Annotated in this window: 20 protein-coding genes, 1 tRNA gene and 1 other RNA gene; 12 read left to right on the plus strand and 10 right to left on the minus strand. The window is 68.0% G+C overall.

All coding sequences use genetic code 11. From position 1 onward, the window contains the following. Window positions 1-93: 93 nt before the first annotated feature. Together ACVCMB_RS13905 and ACVCMB_RS13910 are read right to left on the minus strand one after the other, a co-directional pair. A complete protein-coding gene (locus ACVCMB_RS13905; protein ID WP_395121125.1) occupies window positions 94-558 on the minus strand; it encodes a hypothetical protein in 465 nt (154 codons plus the stop codon). Continuing rightward, window positions 555-1,136, minus strand: a complete 582-nt coding sequence (locus tag ACVCMB_RS13910) for an RNA polymerase sigma factor (protein WP_395121126.1) — start codon at window positions 1,134-1,136, stop codon at window positions 555-557. The genes ACVCMB_RS13905 and ACVCMB_RS13910 overlap by 4 nt, the downstream gene beginning before the upstream one ends. A gap of 115 nt (window positions 1,137-1,251) precedes the next feature. Here ACVCMB_RS13910 and ACVCMB_RS13915 point away from each other — a divergent pair, with 115 nt between their 5' ends. From ACVCMB_RS13915 to ACVCMB_RS13930, 4 genes are all read left to right on the plus strand, one after another. After that, entirely contained in the window at window positions 1,252-1,578 is a 327-nt protein-coding gene (locus ACVCMB_RS13915) for a hypothetical protein (protein ID WP_395121128.1), read from the plus strand. Window positions 1,579-1,635: 57 nt separating this feature from the next. Continuing rightward, the gene (locus ACVCMB_RS13920) at window positions 1,636-2,262 is read left to right on the plus strand and encodes a trimeric intracellular cation channel family protein (RefSeq protein ID WP_395121129.1); all 627 of its coding nucleotides are present in this window, start codon (window positions 1,636-1,638) and stop codon (window positions 2,260-2,262) included. Between the two features lie 119 nt (window positions 2,263-2,381). Next, window positions 2,382-3,332 (plus strand): ABC transporter ATP-binding protein, encoded by a 951-nt coding sequence (locus ACVCMB_RS13925; RefSeq protein WP_395121131.1) that lies wholly within the window; start codon window positions 2,382-2,384, stop codon window positions 3,330-3,332. Further along, window positions 3,329-4,645, plus strand: a complete 1,317-nt coding sequence (locus ACVCMB_RS13930) for an ABC transporter permease (RefSeq protein WP_136257288.1) — start codon at window positions 3,329-3,331, stop codon at window positions 4,643-4,645. The genes ACVCMB_RS13925 and ACVCMB_RS13930 overlap by 4 nt, the downstream gene beginning before the upstream one ends. 7 nt (window positions 4,646-4,652) lie before the next feature. Here the strand turns inward: ACVCMB_RS13930 and coq7 are convergent, their stop codons facing one another. Further along, window positions 4,653-5,294, minus strand: a complete 642-nt coding sequence (gene coq7 / locus ACVCMB_RS13935) for a 2-polyprenyl-3-methyl-6-methoxy-1,4-benzoquinone monooxygenase (RefSeq protein WP_447105430.1) — start codon at window positions 5,292-5,294, stop codon at window positions 4,653-4,655. Between the two features lie 194 nt (window positions 5,295-5,488). On the opposite strand from coq7, the gene rplM reads away from it, so the two are divergent. From rplM to ACVCMB_RS13955, 4 genes are all read left to right on the plus strand, one after another. Continuing rightward, complete coding sequence (gene rplM / locus ACVCMB_RS13940) at window positions 5,489-5,917, plus strand: 50S ribosomal protein L13 (protein WP_136258848.1); 429 nt, start codon at window positions 5,489-5,491, stop codon at window positions 5,915-5,917. 10 nt (window positions 5,918-5,927) lie between these two features. Next, window positions 5,928-6,320 (plus strand): 30S ribosomal protein S9, encoded by a 393-nt coding sequence (gene rpsI / locus ACVCMB_RS13945; protein ID WP_136258847.1) that lies wholly within the window; start codon window positions 5,928-5,930, stop codon window positions 6,318-6,320. Between the two features lie 13 nt (window positions 6,321-6,333). Then, a tRNA-Gln gene (locus tag ACVCMB_RS13950) sits at window positions 6,334-6,408 on the plus strand. 164 nt (window positions 6,409-6,572) lie between these two features. Beyond that, on the plus strand, window positions 6,573-8,495 hold the full coding sequence (locus tag ACVCMB_RS13955) for a chloride channel protein (RefSeq protein WP_395121135.1): 1,923 nt from the start codon (window positions 6,573-6,575) through the stop codon (window positions 8,493-8,495). Window positions 8,496-8,563: 68 nt separating this feature from the next. Here the strand turns inward: ACVCMB_RS13955 and rpiA are convergent, their stop codons facing one another. The 6 genes from rpiA to ACVCMB_RS13985 form a co-directional block, all read right to left on the minus strand. Then, the gene (rpiA, locus tag ACVCMB_RS13960; protein ID WP_395121137.1) at window positions 8,564-9,205 is read right to left on the minus strand and encodes a ribose-5-phosphate isomerase RpiA; all 642 of its coding nucleotides are present in this window, start codon (window positions 9,203-9,205) and stop codon (window positions 8,564-8,566) included. Between the two features lie 132 nt (window positions 9,206-9,337). Next, window positions 9,338-9,790 (minus strand): EVE domain-containing protein, encoded by a 453-nt coding sequence (locus tag ACVCMB_RS13965; RefSeq protein WP_395121139.1) that lies wholly within the window; start codon window positions 9,788-9,790, stop codon window positions 9,338-9,340. Then, window positions 9,787-10,419: a 5-formyltetrahydrofolate cyclo-ligase gene (locus ACVCMB_RS13970; protein ID WP_447101081.1), complete on the minus strand. Its 633-nt coding sequence runs from the start codon at window positions 10,417-10,419 to the stop codon at window positions 9,787-9,789. The genes ACVCMB_RS13965 and ACVCMB_RS13970 overlap by 4 nt, the downstream gene beginning before the upstream one ends. A 78-nt stretch (window positions 10,420-10,497) precedes the next feature. After that, window positions 10,498-10,684, minus strand: a non-coding RNA gene (ssrS, locus tag ACVCMB_RS13975) — 6S RNA. Between the two features lie 65 nt (window positions 10,685-10,749). Then, the gene (locus ACVCMB_RS13980) at window positions 10,750-11,058 is read right to left on the minus strand and encodes a cell division protein ZapA (protein WP_447105431.1); all 309 of its coding nucleotides are present in this window, start codon (window positions 11,056-11,058) and stop codon (window positions 10,750-10,752) included. An 8-nt stretch (window positions 11,059-11,066) separates the two neighbouring features. Continuing rightward, window positions 11,067-11,300: a TIGR02449 family protein gene (locus tag ACVCMB_RS13985; protein WP_136258838.1), complete on the minus strand. Its 234-nt coding sequence runs from the start codon at window positions 11,298-11,300 to the stop codon at window positions 11,067-11,069. A 108-nt stretch (window positions 11,301-11,408) separates the two neighbouring features. Here ACVCMB_RS13985 and ACVCMB_RS13990 point away from each other — a divergent pair, with 108 nt between their 5' ends. From ACVCMB_RS13990 to cydB, 4 genes are all read left to right on the plus strand, one after another. Continuing rightward, window positions 11,409-11,972 carry a UPF0149 family protein gene (locus tag ACVCMB_RS13990; RefSeq protein WP_447105432.1) on the plus strand — a complete coding sequence of 188 codons (564 nt, stop codon included), beginning with the start codon at window positions 11,409-11,411 and terminating at the stop codon, window positions 11,970-11,972. After that, on the plus strand, window positions 11,969-13,309 hold the full coding sequence (locus tag ACVCMB_RS13995) for an aminopeptidase P N-terminal domain-containing protein (protein ID WP_395121146.1): 1,341 nt from the start codon (window positions 11,969-11,971) through the stop codon (window positions 13,307-13,309). The genes ACVCMB_RS13990 and ACVCMB_RS13995 overlap by 4 nt, the downstream gene beginning before the upstream one ends. A gap of 100 nt (window positions 13,310-13,409) precedes the next feature. Continuing rightward, the gene (locus ACVCMB_RS14000; protein WP_447105433.1) at window positions 13,410-14,786 is read left to right on the plus strand and encodes a cytochrome ubiquinol oxidase subunit I; all 1,377 of its coding nucleotides are present in this window, start codon (window positions 13,410-13,412) and stop codon (window positions 14,784-14,786) included. A gap of 2 nt (window positions 14,787-14,788) precedes the next feature. Further along, complete coding sequence (gene cydB, locus ACVCMB_RS14005) at window positions 14,789-15,799, plus strand: cytochrome d ubiquinol oxidase subunit II (protein ID WP_395121149.1); 1,011 nt, start codon at window positions 14,789-14,791, stop codon at window positions 15,797-15,799. A gap of 13 nt (window positions 15,800-15,812) precedes the next feature. Here cydB and pepQ read toward each other — a convergent pair whose 3' ends face one another. Then, the gene (gene pepQ / locus ACVCMB_RS14010; protein ID WP_447105434.1) at window positions 15,813-17,129 is read right to left on the minus strand and encodes a Xaa-Pro dipeptidase; all 1,317 of its coding nucleotides are present in this window, start codon (window positions 17,127-17,129) and stop codon (window positions 15,813-15,815) included. Window positions 17,130-17,218 lie beyond the last annotated feature (89 nt).

The following is a 17,218-nucleotide window of genomic DNA, read 5'->3' on the forward strand; positions in this document are numbered from 1 at the left end:
CCCGCTGGCGGGCGATGCTTTTACGTCACGCGACAAAGAGCATCGCCCGCCAGCAGGCTCCTGCAAGCCGGGTGGAAGGGCATCGTGGCCGGCTCAGTTTGGCCGCTTCCCTATCTGCCGCTGCCATAGTCCCAGCAGCCACGACGCGCCGAGGCAGCCGCCCAGCGCCAGCAGCCAGTGCGTGGCCGGGGCGTGCGGGGCCGGCAGCAGCGCCGCGAACGAGGGCAGCCAGGTGCCGCCGTAGATCGCCACCACCGCGCCCGCGGCCACGGCCAGGGCAATCGCCAGCGCCAGCGTCAGCAGGGATTCGACCGAGCGACCGGCGGGACCGGCCGCGACCCGCGCAGCCAGCTGTCGCGCGAAATCTGCCGGCAGCGCGTCCGGCAACGGTTCGCGCAGGGTGCGCGCGAGCAGGCGGTAGCGTCGGCTGCGCGCATCGTCGCCGGTGGAGTCGAGCTGCAGGCGCTCGCGCCGCATGGCGTTTTCCTGCGCCAGCCATTCGCGCTCCTGCGCGGCGTCGTCGAAGGGCGGGATGTGGTCGTCGATGTGCTGGATCATGCTGCAACTCCGGTCCGTGTTTCGAGCGCACCGCGCAGGCGCAGGCGCGAGCGGAACAGGTGGCTCTTGATGGTGCCGTTGGCCAGTCCTGTCATCCGGGCGATCTCCGGAATGGTGGCCTCTTCGAGGTAGTACAGGGTCAGCAGCGTGCGCTGCAGGGGCGGCAACTGCTCGATCGCGGCGTGCAGGTGCCGCGCCGTTTCCTCATCCGCGCAGGCCGCCTCCAGGTCGAAGCCGTCGCCGATGTTTTCCACCAGCGCGTAGTCGTCGCTGTCGTCGCTGGGCTCGACCAGCGCAATGCGCTTGTGCTGCAGGTGGCGCAGCGCGATGGTGTACGCGACGCGGCCGATCCAGGATTTCAGCGCGCTCTCGCCGCGGTACTGGTGCAGGCACTGGTGCACGCGCAGGAAAGTGTCCTGGCACAGCTCGCGCGCGTCCTCCGGGTTGCGCACCATGCGCTGGATGATGTGCCAGCACAGTCCCTGGTGTTCGCGCACGAGGCGTTCGAACGCGCCCGGCCGGTTGGCCAGCACGGCGTCGACCAGCTCGCGGTCGGGGCTGCTGCGGATGTCATCCATGGGCAATGGATACGTGCCGGCGGGAAACGGTTGCGGCGATCTTGCTGCAACCGTCCGGTGAAAGCCCGTATCCAAGGTCACGAAGGTCCACCATCCGCCACCGAGGAGTCACCCCATGAATTTCGAAGCCCTGATCCCGATCAGCCTGTTCGTCTGCATTGCCTATGCCATCAAGGTCGTGGTCGACGCGCGGGTGCGCCAGCGCATGGTCGCCGCCGGTGGTTCGGCGGATCTGGTCGACTCGGTGCTGCGCGACGAGGAGCTGCGCCGGCGCCATTCCTCGTTGCGCTGGGGCATCGTGCTGGTCGCGCTGGCGCTCGGCTTCGGCCTGATCCAGTGGTTCGGCTGGCAGGACGTCACCCCCGGCATGGTCGCCGTGCTGGCCGGCGCCACCGGCCTGGGCAACCTGGCGTTCTTCGCGATCTCGCGCAAGCTCGCCTGAAGCTGGTTCAATGGCGGGCATCGCCGCGCTGTCGGCATGCCCGCATGAGCCGGTCGCGTGAACGAACAACTGCTGTTCAACCTGGTGGACCTGGCCGGCACGTTCGCGTTCGCGATCAGCGGCGCGACCGCAGCCAGGCGCGGCAACCTCGATCTGTTCGGCATCCTGGCAATCGCCTTCATCACCGCGTGCGGCGGCGGCATCGTGCGCGACCTGTGCATCGGCGCGATCCCGCCGGCCGGCCTGTCGGACTGGCGCTACCTGTTCACCGCCGTGGTCGCCGCGCTGCTGACCATCGTGGCCTATCCGTGGGTGGAGCGGCTGACCTATCCGGTGCGGCTGTTCGATGCGATGGGGCTGGGCCTGTTCGCGGTGTATGGCGCGCACAAGGCGCTGGCGTACGGCAACAACGCCGAGGTCGCGATCCTGCTCGGCATCGTCACCGCGGTCGGCGGCGGCATGGCGCGCGACGTGCTGCTGACCCGCGTGTCGATCGTGCTGCAGCGGGAGATCTACGCTTCGGCGGCGCTGATCGGCGCCGCACTGACGGTGCTTGGCGAACATCTCCACTGGCCGGCGGTGTGGGCGACCTGGCTGCCGATCCTGGTGTGCTTCGGCCTGCGCTTCCTGTCGCTGCGCCTGCACTGGAACCTGCCGCGCTTCGGACGCAGCAAGCCGCACTGACGTGCCGCTCTTCCTCCCGTGCGCGACACGCACTGCCATTGGTCACCTTTGCCCGGTTGGCATCGCATGCTAGTTTTCCGGATTCGGGCGGGGAGCCCGTCATTCCAGGGAACTGCTACATGACTGCAGCGAGCGTGCGCATCGAGTCCGTCACCAAGCGTTTTTCCGGGCACACGGCGGTGAACCGCCTGTCCATGGAAATCCCCGGCGGCGGCATCTTCGGGCTGCTTGGCCCCAACGGCGCCGGCAAGTCCACCACGATCCGCCTGATCATGGGCATCCTGGAGCCGGACGAAGGCAGGATCGTGCTGTTCGACTCGCCGCACAACAGCCGCGCGCTGTCCCAGCGCATCGGCTATCTGCCGGAAGAGCGCGGGCTGTACAAGAAGATGAAGGTGCTCGACCACCTGATCTTCCTGGGCGAGACCAAGGGCATCGGCCGCGCCGACGCGCGCAAACGCGCGCAGGCCTGGCTGGAGCGGCTCGGCGTCAGCGACTGGGCGCAGAAGAAGGTCGAGGACCTGTCCAAGGGCATGCAGCAGAAGGTGCAGTTTGCCGGCGCGCTGCTGCACGAGCCCGAGCTGGTGATCCTCGACGAACCGTTCTCCGGCCTCGACCCGGTCAATGCGCAGGTGATGAAGGACATCGTGGTGGCGATCGCCGCCGAAGGCCGCACCGTGCTGTTCTCCACCCACGTGATGGAGCAGGCCGAGCGCATGTGCGACCGCATCGCGATCATCGCGCGCGGCGAGATGGTGGTGAACGGCACGGTGGCGCAGGTCAAGGAGGATTTCGGCGGGCGCCACGTGGCGCTGGGCTTCACCCACGACAAGGCGCGTGCCGCGAACATCCTGGCCGATCGCGCGCTGATCGCCCGCGTCGACGATTATGGTGCCTCCGCCGAGCTGCAGATGGCCGATGGCGCCGACCCCGAACAACTGCTCGCGGCGCTGGTGCGCGAAGGCGTCGGCCTGCGCCGGTTCGAGGTGGTCGAACCGTCGCTGCATGCCATTTTCATCGCCAAGGTCGGCGCCGAAGCCGCCACCGCCCACGCCGGAGTCGCCGCATGAAGAAGATCATTGCCGTTGTCCGCCGCGAGTTCGTCGAACGCGTGCGCACCAAGGCGTTCGTGATTTCCACCGTGCTGCTGCCGGTGTTCATGGTGGCGATGGTGCTGTTGCCCGCGCTGATGATGAGCGGCGGCGACCGCACCAGCCGCGTGGCGCTGGTGGATGCCTCCACCACGAATCTCGGCCAGCGCGTCAGCCAGGCACTCGGATCGGAAAAGATCGGCAAGGGAGCCGACGCCAAGTCGCGCTACACCGTGCAGGTGTTTCCGGCTACCGGCGATGATCTTGCCAAGGTGCGCGACGGGCTGATCGCCGAGACCGGTTTTTCCAGCAGCAAGAAGAAGGATGGCTGGAACGGCGTGCTGGTGCTCACCGACGAGACGCTGGCCACCGGCAAGCTTGCCTACTACGGCGGCAATGTCGGTTCGCTGGAAGCCATGAGCAAGTTGCAGCGCGTGGTGTCGAGTGCGCTGACCGGCGTGCGCCTGGCCAAGTCCGGCGTGGATACGGCCCTGCTCAAGGAGGCGATGAAGCCGGCCGACATGGACACCACCAAGGTCACCGACGGCAAGCAGACCGGCCAGAGCGGCACCGAGTCGTACCTGATCGCGTACTTCATGGGCTTCATCCTGTACATCGCGATCCTGATCTACGGCCAGCAGACGATGACCTCGGTGATCGAGGAAAAGACCTCGCGCATCATGGAGGTGCTGACCTCGTCGCTGACCCCGTTCCAGATGCTGCTGGGCAAGGTGCTCGGCGTGGGCCTGGCCGGGCTGGCGCAGATGGGGATCTGGGGCGGCACCGCGCTGGTGCTCAGCAGCCAGCGGTTGCCGCTGGCCGGCATGTTCGGCATGAGCGCCGATGCGGCGCAGAGCTTCCCGATCCCGAGCATGCCGCCGGGGTTGCTGGTGGTGTTCCTGCTGTATTTCGCGCTGGGTTTCATGCTCTACGGCGCGCTGTACGCGGCGATCGGCGCGATGTGCAACACGATCCAGGAGACCCAGCAGTACGCGATCTTCGTCACCGTGTTCATCATCGTGGGCTTCTTCGCGGTGTTCGCCCTGATCAAGGACCCGACCGGTCCGCTTGGCGTGACGATGTCCTACGTCCCGTTCTTCGCGCCGTTCACGATGCCCGTGCGCTGGTCGCTGACCTCGGTGCCGCCCATGGAACTGGTGTTGTCGCTGACGCTGATGGTGCTCGCCCTGCTGGCCTGCGTGTGGCTGGCCGCGCGGATCTACCGCACCGGCATCCTGATGTACGGCAAGAAGCCGTCGTGGGGCGAGCTGTGGCGCTGGATCAGGGCGTGATGCGGGTTCAGATGCGGTAGGCGACGGTCTTCATCAGCATCGAGCTCACGTGCATCAACTGCGGCAGGGGAAATGGCAGCTCGATGCCGCCACGCTGCTGCGCGGCTTCGGCGTGGCGGATCTCGTCGGCCTGCATGGTGGTCAGCACCGCGCGCGAGCGCGCATCCTGCGGCGGCAGCTTTTCCAGGTGTTCGGCCAGGTGGGTTTCCACCTGGCGTTCGGTTTCCACCACGAAACCGAGGCTGAGCGGGTCGCCGGCCAGTGCGGCGGCGGCACCGATGGCATAGCTGCCGGCGTACCACAGGGGATTGAGCAGGCTGGGGCCGCTGTGCAGTTGCTGCAGGCGTTCGGCGCACCAGGCCAGGTGGTCGGTCTCCTCGCTCGCGGCGTGCAGCAGGTGTTCGCGGTTGTCGGCGTCGCGCGCCAGCGCGGCCTGGCCCACGTAGAGCGCCTGGGCGCAGACCTCGCCGGTGTGGTTGACCCGCATCAGGCCGGCGGCGTGGCGGCGCTCGGTCTCGTCCAGGTCCGACTCGGCGATGCCGGCGGCGGGCGAGGGGCGTGTGGCGGGCGGCGTGCCCGCGATCGCTTCCAGGGCGCGTTCGCCGGCCATCAGCAGGCGATCGAGGCGGCTCAGGTGACGGATGCTCATGGTCTTCCAGGCGGCGGGCAGGGGCGGGACTTCTCAAGCCCGCCGGCGTTCATGCTATCATTGCCGACTCACAGCTCGCCGGCCGGTGGGCTTGCGCCCTGGATGACAGCTCCGCTATCATCTTGCGCCTTTGTTCCACCGAAGCATGCTTCCCATCATGGGTACCGCCTCCCGGCGGTCGACAGGTATTTGAAATGAAAACGTTCAGCGCCAATGCCGACAACGTCAAGCGCGACTGGTTCGTGGTCGATGCCACGGACAAGACGCTCGGTCGCCTGTCGACCGAGATCGCCCGTCGTCTGCGCGGCAAGCACAAGCCGGAATACACCCCGCATTGCGACACCGGCGATTATATCGTCGTGGTCAATGCCCAGAAGGTGCATGTCACCGGCGCCAAGCTGGACGACAAGATGTACCACCGCTTCACCGGCTACGTCGGCAACCTGAAGACCATGAGCCTGAAGGACCTGCTGGCGACCCACCCGGAGCGCGTGATCGAGATCGCCGTCAAGGGCATGCTGCCGAAGAACCCGCTGGGCCGCGAGATGTACCGCAAGCTCAAGGTGTACGGCGGCGCCGAACATCCGCATACCGCACAGCAGCCGCAGGCGCTGGAGATCTAAGGAAATGAGCATGACGACCCAGCAGAATTACGGCACTGGCCGCCGCAAGACCTCCGCCGCCCGCGTGTTCCTGCGCAAGGGCAGCGGTGCCATCGAAGTCAACGGCAAGTCGCTCGAGCAGTTCTTCGGTCGCGAGACCTCCTGCATGATCGTGCGCCAGCCGCTGGAACTGACCGAGAGCACCGGCAAGTTCGACATCAAGGTGACGGTCGCCGGTGGCGGCATCACCGGCCAGGCCGGCGCGATCCGCCTGGGCATCGCGCGCGCGCTGGTCGAGTACGACGAAAGCCTGAAGTCGCCGCTGCGCAAGGCCGGTTTCGTGACCCGCGACGCCCGCGAGGTCGAGCGCAAGAAGATCGGCCTGCACAAGGCCCGTCGTGCGACCCAGTTCTCCAAGCGCTAAACTGAAGCTCTACAGCCCCGTCGCCAAGCGGTAAGGCACCTGACTCTGACTCAGGCATTCGGTGGTTCGAATCCATCCGGGGCTGCCAAATCCGATCGAAAGCCCGCCTTCCGGCGGGCTTTTTCGTTGGCGCGGCCGGTTGTGGCAGCGATACGCAAATTCGCAGAAAATTACGTGATCTGGCGCGGCCTTACCCTTTTTTTCTGCATTGCAGCAGCGTAAAATTCCCGCTTTCCACGTTGTGAAACCTCGATGACGCCAGCCACTGACGATCCTGTCGGGCACGCCGACGTGCGCACGGTCGGCAGCACCGACGCGCTGCCGATCGCCCCCGCCCTGGGGCTGTCGCTGGATGCGGCGCGGATGCCGCGCAAGTCCACCCTGGTCAACCACCGCATCCTGCTGATCAGCGTGCTGGCGGTGATCCTGGGCGTGGCCTCGGCCTACGTGGCGCAGCTGCTGATGCTGCTGATCAACCTCATCACTGACCTGTGCTACTACGGCCGCATCTCCGACGTGATCGGGCCGAACGCGAGGCCAGGTTCGTTCGTGTTGTCGCCGGCCGGCACTGCCATCGGCGCCTGGGTGATCCTGATGCCGGCCATCGGCGGCCTGACTGCCGGCATCATGGCGCGCTGGGGCTCGCGCGCGATCCAGGGTCACGGCATCCCCGAGGCGATGGAGCAGATCCTCACCAACGAATCGAACATCCCCGCGCGGATGACCTGGCTCAAGCCGGTGTCCTCCGCCTTCGCCATCGGCACCGGCGGCCCGTTCGGTGCCGAGGGCCCGATCATCTCCACCGGCGGCGCGCTGGGTTCGCTGATCGGGCAGTTGCTGCGCGTCACCGCCAACGAGCGCAAGGTGCTGCTGGCAGCCGGCGCGGCGGCGGGCATGGCGGCGGTGTTCGGTGCGCCGGTGGCCTCGCTGGTGCTGGCCGTGGAGCTGCTGCTGTTCGAATTGCGCCCGCGTTCGCTGATCCCGGTGGCGCTGGCCACGGTGACCGCGGTGGGCGTGCGCTACGCCAGCTACGGCGCGGCGCCGGTATTCCCGATGCCCGACGTGCCCGAGCCCGGCAGCCTGGCGCTGGCGGGTTTCGTGCTGATCGGCGGGCTGGTCGGCTACGCCTCGATCTGGGTGACCCGCGCGGTGTACGGCGTCGAGGACCTGTTCGAGAAACTGCCGATCCATTGGATGTGGTGGCCCGTCATCGGAGCACTGGTCGCCGGTTTCGTGGGCTGGATCGACCCGCGCACCCTGGGCGTGGGCTACGACAACATCGACGCCCTGGTGCAGGGGCATTTCGGCCTTGCCGTGCTGCTCAGCTTCGGCGCGCTGAAATTCATCTCCTGGGTGATCTCGCTGGGCAGCGGCACCTCCGGCGGCACGCTGGCGCCGCTGTTCATGATCGGCGGTTCGCTCGGCGCGGCGCTGGCCATCGGCTTCAACTACGCGCTGCCGGCATTCCACATCGACCTGCGCATCGCGGCGCTGGTGGGCATGGCGGCGATCTTCGCCGGCTCCTCGCGCGCACTGCTCACCGCCGTGGTGTTCGCCTTCGAGACCACGCGCCAGCCGGCGGCGCTGTTGCCGCTGCTGGGCGGCTGCACGGCGGCCTACCTGATCTCGGCGTTGATCATGCGCAACACCATCATGACCGAGAAGATCGCCCGCCGCGGCGTGCGCGTGCCCTCGGAATACGCCGCCGACTACCTGGAGCAGGTCAGCGTGGGCACGGCCTGTTCGCGCGACGTGGCCACGCTCAAGACCACCCAGGCGCTGGCCGAGGTACGTCGCTGGCTGAACGACGAGGCGCCGCACTCGCATCACCAGGGTTTCCCCGTGGTGGACGAGCGCGGCCGCGTGCAGGGCGTGCTGACCCGACGCAGCCTGCTCGATCCGCAGTGGCATTACACGCTGACCCTGGGTGAGCTGATCACGCGCCCGCCGGTCGCGGTGAACGAGAACCACTCGCTGCGCGAAGCGGCCGACCACATGGTGGCCGAGAGCGTAGGCCGCGTGGTGGTGGTGAGCAAGGACGACCCGCACAAGCTGGTCGGCATCCTCACCCGCGGCGACATCCTGGCCGCGCACGGCAAGCGGCTGCGCGAGGCGCGCTACGCCGGACGCCACATCAAGCTCGGCAAATCGAACAAGCCAAGCCCCGCCGCGTAGGGCAGGCACGGTCCGCCGCCCTCCCGCGAGCACCGACGACAGCGGCGCGCCGTGGGTGCCGCTCCGACTTACATCTCGCGATCGCCGACCAGCACCACGTCGGCCGGCCGGCGCGCGAACAGGCCGACGGTGACGATGCCCGGGAGCTGGTTCAGCTGCTCCTCCAGTCCTACCGGGTCGGTGATCTGCCAGCCGTGCACGTCGATGATCCAGTTGCCGTTGTCGGTGACCACGCCATCGCGCCATACCGGATTGCCGCCCAGCTTGACGATCTCGCGGCCGATCAGGCTGCGCGCCATCGGGATCACCTCGATCGGCACCGGGAACTTGCCGAGCAGCTCGACCCGCTTGCTGGAATCGATGATGCAGACGAACTTGTCGCTGGCCGCGGCGACGATCTTCTCGCGCGTGAGCGCCGCGCCGCCGCCCTTGATCAGCCGCTTGTGCCCGTCGCACTCGTCGGCGCCGTCGATGTAGATCGACAGCGGGCCGGTCGCGTTGAGGTCGAGCACCGGGATGCCGAGCTTCTTCAAGTGCGCGGTGGATTGCTCCGAGCTGGACACCGCACCCTGGATGCGATCCTTCAGGTCGGCCAGTGCGTCGATGAAGAACGCCACGGTGGAACCGGTGCCCACGCCGACGATGGCGCCATCCTCGACATAGCGGATCGCGGCTTCGCCGGCCTGGCGTTTTTCGTTGGCGTTGCTCATGGGGGTGCGGTCCCGAAGAAAACCGCATTATGGCGGTCAGCAGTCCGCGCGGCGAGCACGGCTCTTGCGGCTCCCGATTCGGGGGGGGCGGGCAATGCCACCCTGCGAGCGGAGCCCGGTGGATGCGGGTCATCACTCGAGAGCGAGGATGTACTCCCAGTGCGCCGCCTCCACCGGCATCACCGACAGCCGGTTGCCCTTGCGCAGCAGGGCCATGCCCTCCAGCGCGGGATCGCCCTTGAGCTCGTCCAGGCTGATCGTGCGCTTGAGCTTCTTCACGAACTTCACGTCGACCAGCATCCAGCGCGGGTTGTCGCGCGAGCTGCCGGCGTCGAAGTACTTGCTCTTGGGATCGAACTGGCTGGGATCGGGGTAGGCGTCAGTGGCCACTTCGGCGATGCCGACAATGCCCGGTACGGCGCAGTTGGAGTGGTAGAAGAACACCTTGTCGCCGGGACGCATGCCGTCGCGCATGAAGTTGCGCGCCTGGTAGTTGCGCACGCCGTCCCAGGGCTCGCGCTTCTTGCGTTTCAGGTCATCGATCGAGAAGGCGTCCGGTTCGGACTTCATCAGCCAGTGGTTCATGCGGCGTGCTCCGGCGAGTCAGGATGGTCGGGACCGGTGCGGTTGCAGTCGATCAGTTCGCGTTCGGTGGCGACGAAATCCAGCGGCACGTCCCAGTCCTGCTCGTCGATCTCGGGCAGTTCCTGGAACGCATAGGCGATGCCGACCAGGAGTGGTTCGGTGGGGCGCACCTGTTCATTGAGGAAGGCGAAGCCGCGGTCGTAGTAGCCGCCGCCGTGGCCGAGCCGGTTGCCGCGGCGGTCGAAGCCGAGCAACGGGACCAGCACCAGGTCGAGCTGGAACGGTTCGAACAGTTCGCCCGGCTGCGCCGGTTCGGGAATGCCGTAGCGGTTGGCCTCCACCGCGTCGCCGGGCTTCCAGGCGGCAAAGCGCAGCTGCCGGCCCGGGCCGGTCACCGGCAACAGAAACTGCTGCCCGCGTGTGGCCAGCGGGGGGATCACCAGGTTCAGCGGCAGCTCGCCGTGGCTGGCCCAGTAGCCGGCGACCCGCTGGTCGGTGAAGTACTCGGGAAGTTGTTCCAGGCTGCGGCGCAGACCCTGCGCGGCCGTGATGCGTTCGGTGGGGGGCAGTGCGCGGCGCTGCTGGGCCAGGCGCTGGCGAAGCTCGCGGCGTTGGGCGGGGGCGTCCACGTGTCGCTCGGCTCCGTCATGGGTGCGCCCTGTTCGTCATCCGGCAATCCGGATGACGAACAGGGCGGGAATCAAGTGGCGTAAACCGCAATGCCGCTGCCCACCAAACGACCTTGATCCACGATGGATCAGGTGGGAGGGCAACATGGCCTCGAGGCTTTCCGCACGCGGCGGACATGCACAACAGCCGATGTAGAGCCGACCCGGGGCCGTATTTAGGAACAAGGCAAATGTAAGAGTGTGCTGGCGAACACCGCAGAAAACGCCGAGGTCAATTCTAGGCGCTTGCCCGGAAATGTCCACCGTTCGCCACGGCGTGGCGCGCGCCGTTCAGGACTTGGCCGGGTCGCCTTCGAGCGCCGCGCTGAGCTTGTTGCGCAGGCTGGCCAGCCCGTCGCTGAGGCGCTGGTTCTGCCCCTCGTGCTGCTTGCGCAGGATGATGAACTCGTGCGCGACGCTGATCGCCGCGAGTACGGCAAGGCGCTCGAAGCCCGGTGCCTTGGCGTGGGCGCGCAATTCGCGCATCTTGCGGTCGAGGTATCCGGCCGCCTCCAGCAGGCCTTCGCGTTCTTCCGGCGCGCAGGCGATCAGGAATTCGCGATCGATGAGTCGCAGCGCGACCGGTTCAGTGCTGGACATGGGTTCGGTCAACCGTTGCTCTCAAGCGATTTCAGCCGCTGGATCATCGCCTCGACCCGGCTGCGTGCCTGCTCGTTGCGTGCCAGCAGGCCGGCGCGTTCGCCGGAAAGCTGCTCCTGGCTCTGGCGCAGGCTGCGGTTCTCCTCGCTGAGCCGGCGCACGGTATCGAGCAGGCGATCCATCTGCTGGCCCAGGGCGGCCAACTCTTGCTGGACAGGGTCAACATGGTCTGGCGTGCTCATGCGCGAAACTATAGCAGGACGCCGGCGGATTTCCGCCTCGTGGCGCACGCTGCCGGCAGCGTGCGGCGGCTGCATTAAACTTGGCTCACTGACCGCAGGACAAGCGCCGTGACCGATACCGACGAGATGGACCACGAGGAGCTGCAGGCACTGGTCGTGCGGCTGCGCCTGGGCACCAGCGCCAGCGAATTGCATGGCTCGCTGACCGGCTACCTGGCCGGTGGCGGGGCGGTGGGCGGCGATGCGCTGCTCGGCGTGCTGGAACTGGATGGCGAGGCAGTCGAACCCACCACCGCGGACCGCGCCGATCTCGATGCACTGGCACGGCAGAGCCAGGCGGCGCTGGTCGATGCCGAGCTGGGCTTCGAGCCGCTGCTGCCGGCGGACGACCGCCCGCTGCACGAACGCGCCGACGCCGTGGTGGAATGGTGCCGCGGCTTTCTCGGCGGCTTCGGCCTGGCCGGCGCCGCCGTCCAGGCGTCGCTGTCGGGCGAGGCGCAGGAGGTACTGCGCGACCTGGGCACGATCGCCGGCTCCTCGTTCGATTTCGGCAACGAGAGCGAGGACGAGGACGCGCTGATCGAGGTGCACGAATTCGTGCGCATGGCGGCGATGCTGCTGTTCGCCGAGTGCGGCGCGCGCGATGGCGTTGGCGGGAACACCGTGCATTGAATGCTCCCACGGCCAGCCTGGCGGGGCTTGCGATTGCCGCCGAGGAGTTCGCGCGCCGCCGCCGCCAGCTGATGCAGATGGCCGGCCCCGACGCGGTGCTGCTGGTGGCCGCCGCGCCCGAGCGCATGCGCAACGCCGATGCGGCGTGGCCGTATCGGCAGAACTCCGACTTCCACTATCTGGCCGGCTTCCCCGAGCCCGATGCCGTGCTGGCGCTGCTGCCCGGACGCGCGCATGGCGAGGCGGTGCTGTTCTGTCGCGAGCGCGACATCGAGCACGAGCGCTGGCACGGCCCCAGCATCGGCACCGAGCAGGCGGTGGCGGCCTGGGGCATGGACGATGCGTTCCCGATCGACGATATCGACGACATCCTGCCCGGCATGATCGAGGGCCGCGCGCGGGTGTACTGCCACTTCGGCCACGAGCCCGCGTTCGACGCGCAATTGCTGGGCTGGATGCGCCGCCTGCGCCAGTTGCGCGGCGGCGGCGTGGTGCCCAAGGAGTTCGTCGCGCTGGGCCACCTGCTGCACGATCTGCGCCTGTTCAAGTCGCGCGCCGAACTCAAGCTGATGCGCGCTTCTGCAGCGATCGCGGTGGAGGCGCAACTGGCCGCGCTGCGGCTGGCGCGGCCGGGTCGTCACGAGTACGAGGTCGAAGCCGAACTGCTGGGCACGATCCGCCGCCACGGCGCGGTGCCCGCGTTTGCGCCCACCGTGGCCGGCGGCGCGAATGCCTGCGTGATGCACTACCAGGGCAATCGCGCACCGCTGCGCGAGGGCGAGCTGCTGTTGATCGACGCGGGCGCGGAACTCGATTGCTACGCCTCGGACATCAGCCGCACGTTTCCGCCCAACGGTCGCTACAGCCGCGAGCAGCGCGCGCTGTACGAGGTGGTGCTGGCCGCGCAGCTGGCGGCGATCGAGCAGGTGCGGCCCGGCCTGCCGTTCAACGCCGCGCACGGTGCGGCGGTGCGCGTGCTGAGCGAAGGCCTGTGCGCGCTCGGCCTGCTCGACGGCGATGCGGACGCGGCGGTCGCCAGCGGCAGCTACCGGCGGTTCTTCGCCGCCAAGACCGGCCACTGGCTGGGCCTTGACGTGCACGACGTGGGCGACTACCGCATCGACGGCGAATCGCGCCTGCTCGAACCGGGCATGGTGCTGACGGTGGAACCGGGGCTGTACGTGGCGCCGGACGATCGCTCGGTGGCCGAGCGCTGGCGCGGCATCGGCATCCGCATCGAGGACGACGTGGCGGTGACCCGCGACGGCCACGAGGTGCTGACGGCGGCGATGCCGAAGGACCCGGTCGAGATCGAGGCGCTGCTCGCGGGGCGCTGATCCCCACGCGGCGAAACGCCACGCGGCGTACCGCCGCGCACCACGAGGCGTGCACGTTTGCCGGCTTATAGTCGGGCGATCCAAGCCGCAGGCGATGACGATGACGGCCGAGTTCCTGTCGCGGATCCAGTTCGGTTTCGTGATGTCGTTCCACATCCTGTTTCCCGCGTTCACCATCGGCCTGGCCAGCTGGCTGGTGTTCCTGGAGGCGCTGTGGCTGCGCCGGCGCAGCGAGATGTTGCGCGACCTGTACTTCTTCTGGCTCAAGGTGTTCGCCGGCTCGTTCGGGCTGGGCGTGGTTTCCGGCATCGTGATGAGCTTCCAGTTCGGCACCAACTGGGCCGGCCTCTCCACCGTGGCCGGCAACGTGCTCGGGCCGCTGCTCAACTACGAGGTGATGACGGCGTTCTTCCTGGAGGCCACCTTCCTCGGCGTGATGCTGTTCGGCTGGAATCGCGTGGGCCACCGCACGCATTTCTTCGCCACCTGCATGGTCGCGCTGGGCACGCTGATCTCCAGCTTCTGGATACTGGCGGCGAACAGCTGGATGCAAACGCCGCAGGGCTACGCGGTCGTCGACGGGGTGATCCATGCCACCGACTGGTGGGCGGCGATCTTCAACCCGTCGTTCCCGACCCGGCTGGTGCACATGGTGCTGGCGTGCTTCCTGAGCACGGCACTGGTGATCGGCGGCGTGGCGGCGTGGTATCTGCTGCGCGGCATCTGGCAGGACAAGGCGCGGCTGATGCTGCGCTGCGCGCTGGCGCTGGTGGCGTTGGTGATCCCGTTGCAGATCTTCGTGGGCGATCTCTCCGGCCTGGTGGTGCGCGAGTACCAGCCGACCAAGCTGGCGGCGATCGAGGCACGCTGGACCACCGGGAAAAGCGTGCCGCTGACCCTGTTCGCGTGGCCGGACGAGAAGGCCGAGCGCAACGATTACGCGCTCGACGTGCCGCACCTGGGCAGCCTGATCCTCACCCACAGCTGGAGAGGCGAAGTGCGGGGGCTGAAGGATTTTCCCGTGCACGACCGCCCGCCGGTCGCCGCGCCGTTCTTCAGTTTCCGCATCATGGTCGGCCTCGGCGTGCTGATGTTGCTGCTGGCACTGACGGGCGTGCTGCTGTGGTGGCGCCGACGCCTGTTCGAGCACCGCTGGTACCTGCGCTGCTGGATCGCGATGATGCCGGCCGGTTTCATTGCCCTGCTCACCGGCTGGTACACCGCCGAGATCGGCCGCCAGCCGTGGGTGGTCTACGGCGTGATGCGCACCGTCGACGCCGCCAGTCCGGTGGCAGCCTCCAGCGTGCTCACCTCGCTGGTCGTGTATTTCGTGACCTACATGATCCTGTTCGGCTTCGGCAGCTGGTACCTGTTCAAGGTGCTGCGCCACGGTCCGGAGGCGGCACCGCCGCGATTCGGCGCCGAGGCCACCGCGGCGCGGCCGCTGGCCGTGGTCGACGATGGCGGGGAGGACTGAGCATGGAACTTTCCACGACGCTGCCGGTGGTGTGGTTCCTGATCATCGGCTTCGCGATCATGATGTACGTGCTGCTGGACGGTTTCGTGCTCGGTATCGGCATCCTCACCCCGTTCGCCGATGACGAGGCGCAGCAGGAGCTGATGATGAACACCGCCGCGCCGATCTGGGACGGCAACGAGACCTGGCTGGTGATGGGCGGCGCCGGGCTGATGGCGGCGTTCCCGCGCGCCTATGCGGTGATCCTGTCCAGCCTGTACCTGCCGGTGCTGGCGATGCTGATCGCGCTGATCTTCCGCGGCGTGGCGTTCGAGTTCCGCTTTCGGGCGCATACCTCGCGACGCATCTGGGGCGTGGGGTTCCACCTGGGCTCGGTGGTTGCGGCGTTTGCGCAAGGCCTGATGCTGGGCGCCATCGTCGAAGGCATGCCGGCCGAAGGCGGCAAGTACCTGCACGGCGCGTTCGCCTGGTTCAGCCCGTTCGCGGTGATGACGGGCATGGCGCTGGTGTTCGGCTACGGCCTGCTCGGCGCGACCTGGCTGGTGCTCAAGACCGAAGGCCGGCTGCAGCGCATCGCGCGCGACCTGACCCGCCCGCTGATGCTGGCGGTGATCGCGTTCATGGTGATGGTGAGCGCGTGGCTGCCGTTCCTCGATTCGCGGTTGATGGATCGCTGGTTCGCCTGGCCGAACTTGCTGTATCTGTCGCCGCTGCCGATCCTCACCGTGGCAGTCGCCGCCTGGTTGTGGCGCGCGGTGCTGGCCAATCGCGAGGTGGCGCCGTTCGTGCTTGCGCTGAGCTTCTTCGCGCTGGGCTTCCTCGGCCTGGTGGCCGGCATGTGGCCGAACATCGTGCCGCCCGACATGAGCATCTGGGACGCTGCCTCGCCACCCTCCAGCCAGGGTTTCGTGCTGGTCGGCGCGGCCGTCATGATCCCGGTGGTGTTGTTCTATACCGCGTACTCGTACCGCGTGTTCCGCGGCAAGGTGCGCGCCGGGGAGGGGTATCACTGACTCGCGGGTGAGGTCACGCGGCGGCGAACGCGTTGCGGGTGAGATTCTCCGGCTCGCCCTCGGTGCACACCACGTCGTCCTCGATGCGGATGCCGCCGTACTGCTTGAACGCCTCGACCTTGTGCCAGTCGATGTCCTTCGCCAGCGGCTTGTCGCGCAACTCGGCCAGCAGCATCTCGATGAAGTACAGGCCGGGCTCGATCGTCACCACCATGCCGGGCTCCAGCGTGCGGGTCATGCGCAGGTACGGGTGGCCGTCCGGCCGCGGTACGGTATCGCCGCGGTCGTTCCTGGCGAAGCCGCCCACGTCGTGCACCTGCAGGCCGATCGAATGGCCCAGGCCGTGCGGGAAGAAGGCGCGGGTGACGCCGCTTTCGAGTGCCGATTCGGCCTCCATGCGGATGAAGCCGTGGTCCTTCAGCAGCGCGGCCAGTTGCCGGTGCGCATGCAGATGCAACTCGGCGTAGGGGCGACCGCTGCGCACCATCGCGGCCTGGCTCTGCTGGTTGGCGTCCATCGCGTCGATCAATGCCTGGAACTCGGCCGCTTCGGCGGCGGCGTGGGTGCGTGTGATGTCGCTGGCGTAGCCCGACGCGCTGGCGCCGGCGTCGATCAGCAGCGAGCGCGGGCGCGCCGGTGGCTGCCGGGTGAAATCCATGTAGTGCAGCACGGCGCCGTGCTCGTTCAGCGCCACGATGCTGGAGTAGGGCAGTTCGGCGTCGATCTGGCCGGCCGCCGCCAGGTAGGCCTGGTGGATACCCAGCTCGCTGGCGCCGGCACGGAATGCCTGTTCGGCCGCGCGATGCGCGCGCGTGCCGATGCGGCTGGCCGCGCGCATCAGTTCCAGCTCGTACGGCGTCTTGTACGCGCGGTGGTAGTGCAGGTAATCCAGCACCGCGGGAGGGTTGTTGAACGCGATGCCGGCGACGGCGGCGTTCGCTTCGCCGATGCTGGCGCAGCGGCCTTGCGGCAGCTCGGCCACCGCTTCCTCGGCGGTGCGCACCACGACGATCTCGAAGCCGTCCACCCAGTAGCCGGCGGGCGCATCCGGCACCACGTGCCAGTAGTCGCGCGGCTGCAGGAAGATCAGCTTCGGCTTGCGGCCCGGGGTGTACGCGATCCAGCTGCCCGGCGCGTCGGTCAACGGCAACCAGTGCTTGAATGGCGGGCTGACGGCGTACGGGTAGTGATTGTCGTCGAGGAACTTGACGCCGGGCATGCCGGCGGCGATCAGCAGGTGGTCGAAGCCGCCGCGGGCGAGCGCCTGCTCGGCATGGTGCTGCACCGTGGCCAGGTGCGCGGGATAAAGCGTGGCGAGTCGATCATGCATGGAGAACTCCCGGCAGGCGCACGGGAAAGGCCCGGCGAATCAGCAAAGACGAATCGCCATGATGACGCCCGCAGGTCGGCAGTTCCAGT

It is taken from the genome of Rhodanobacter sp. UC4443_H10 (genome assembly GCF_052978325.1).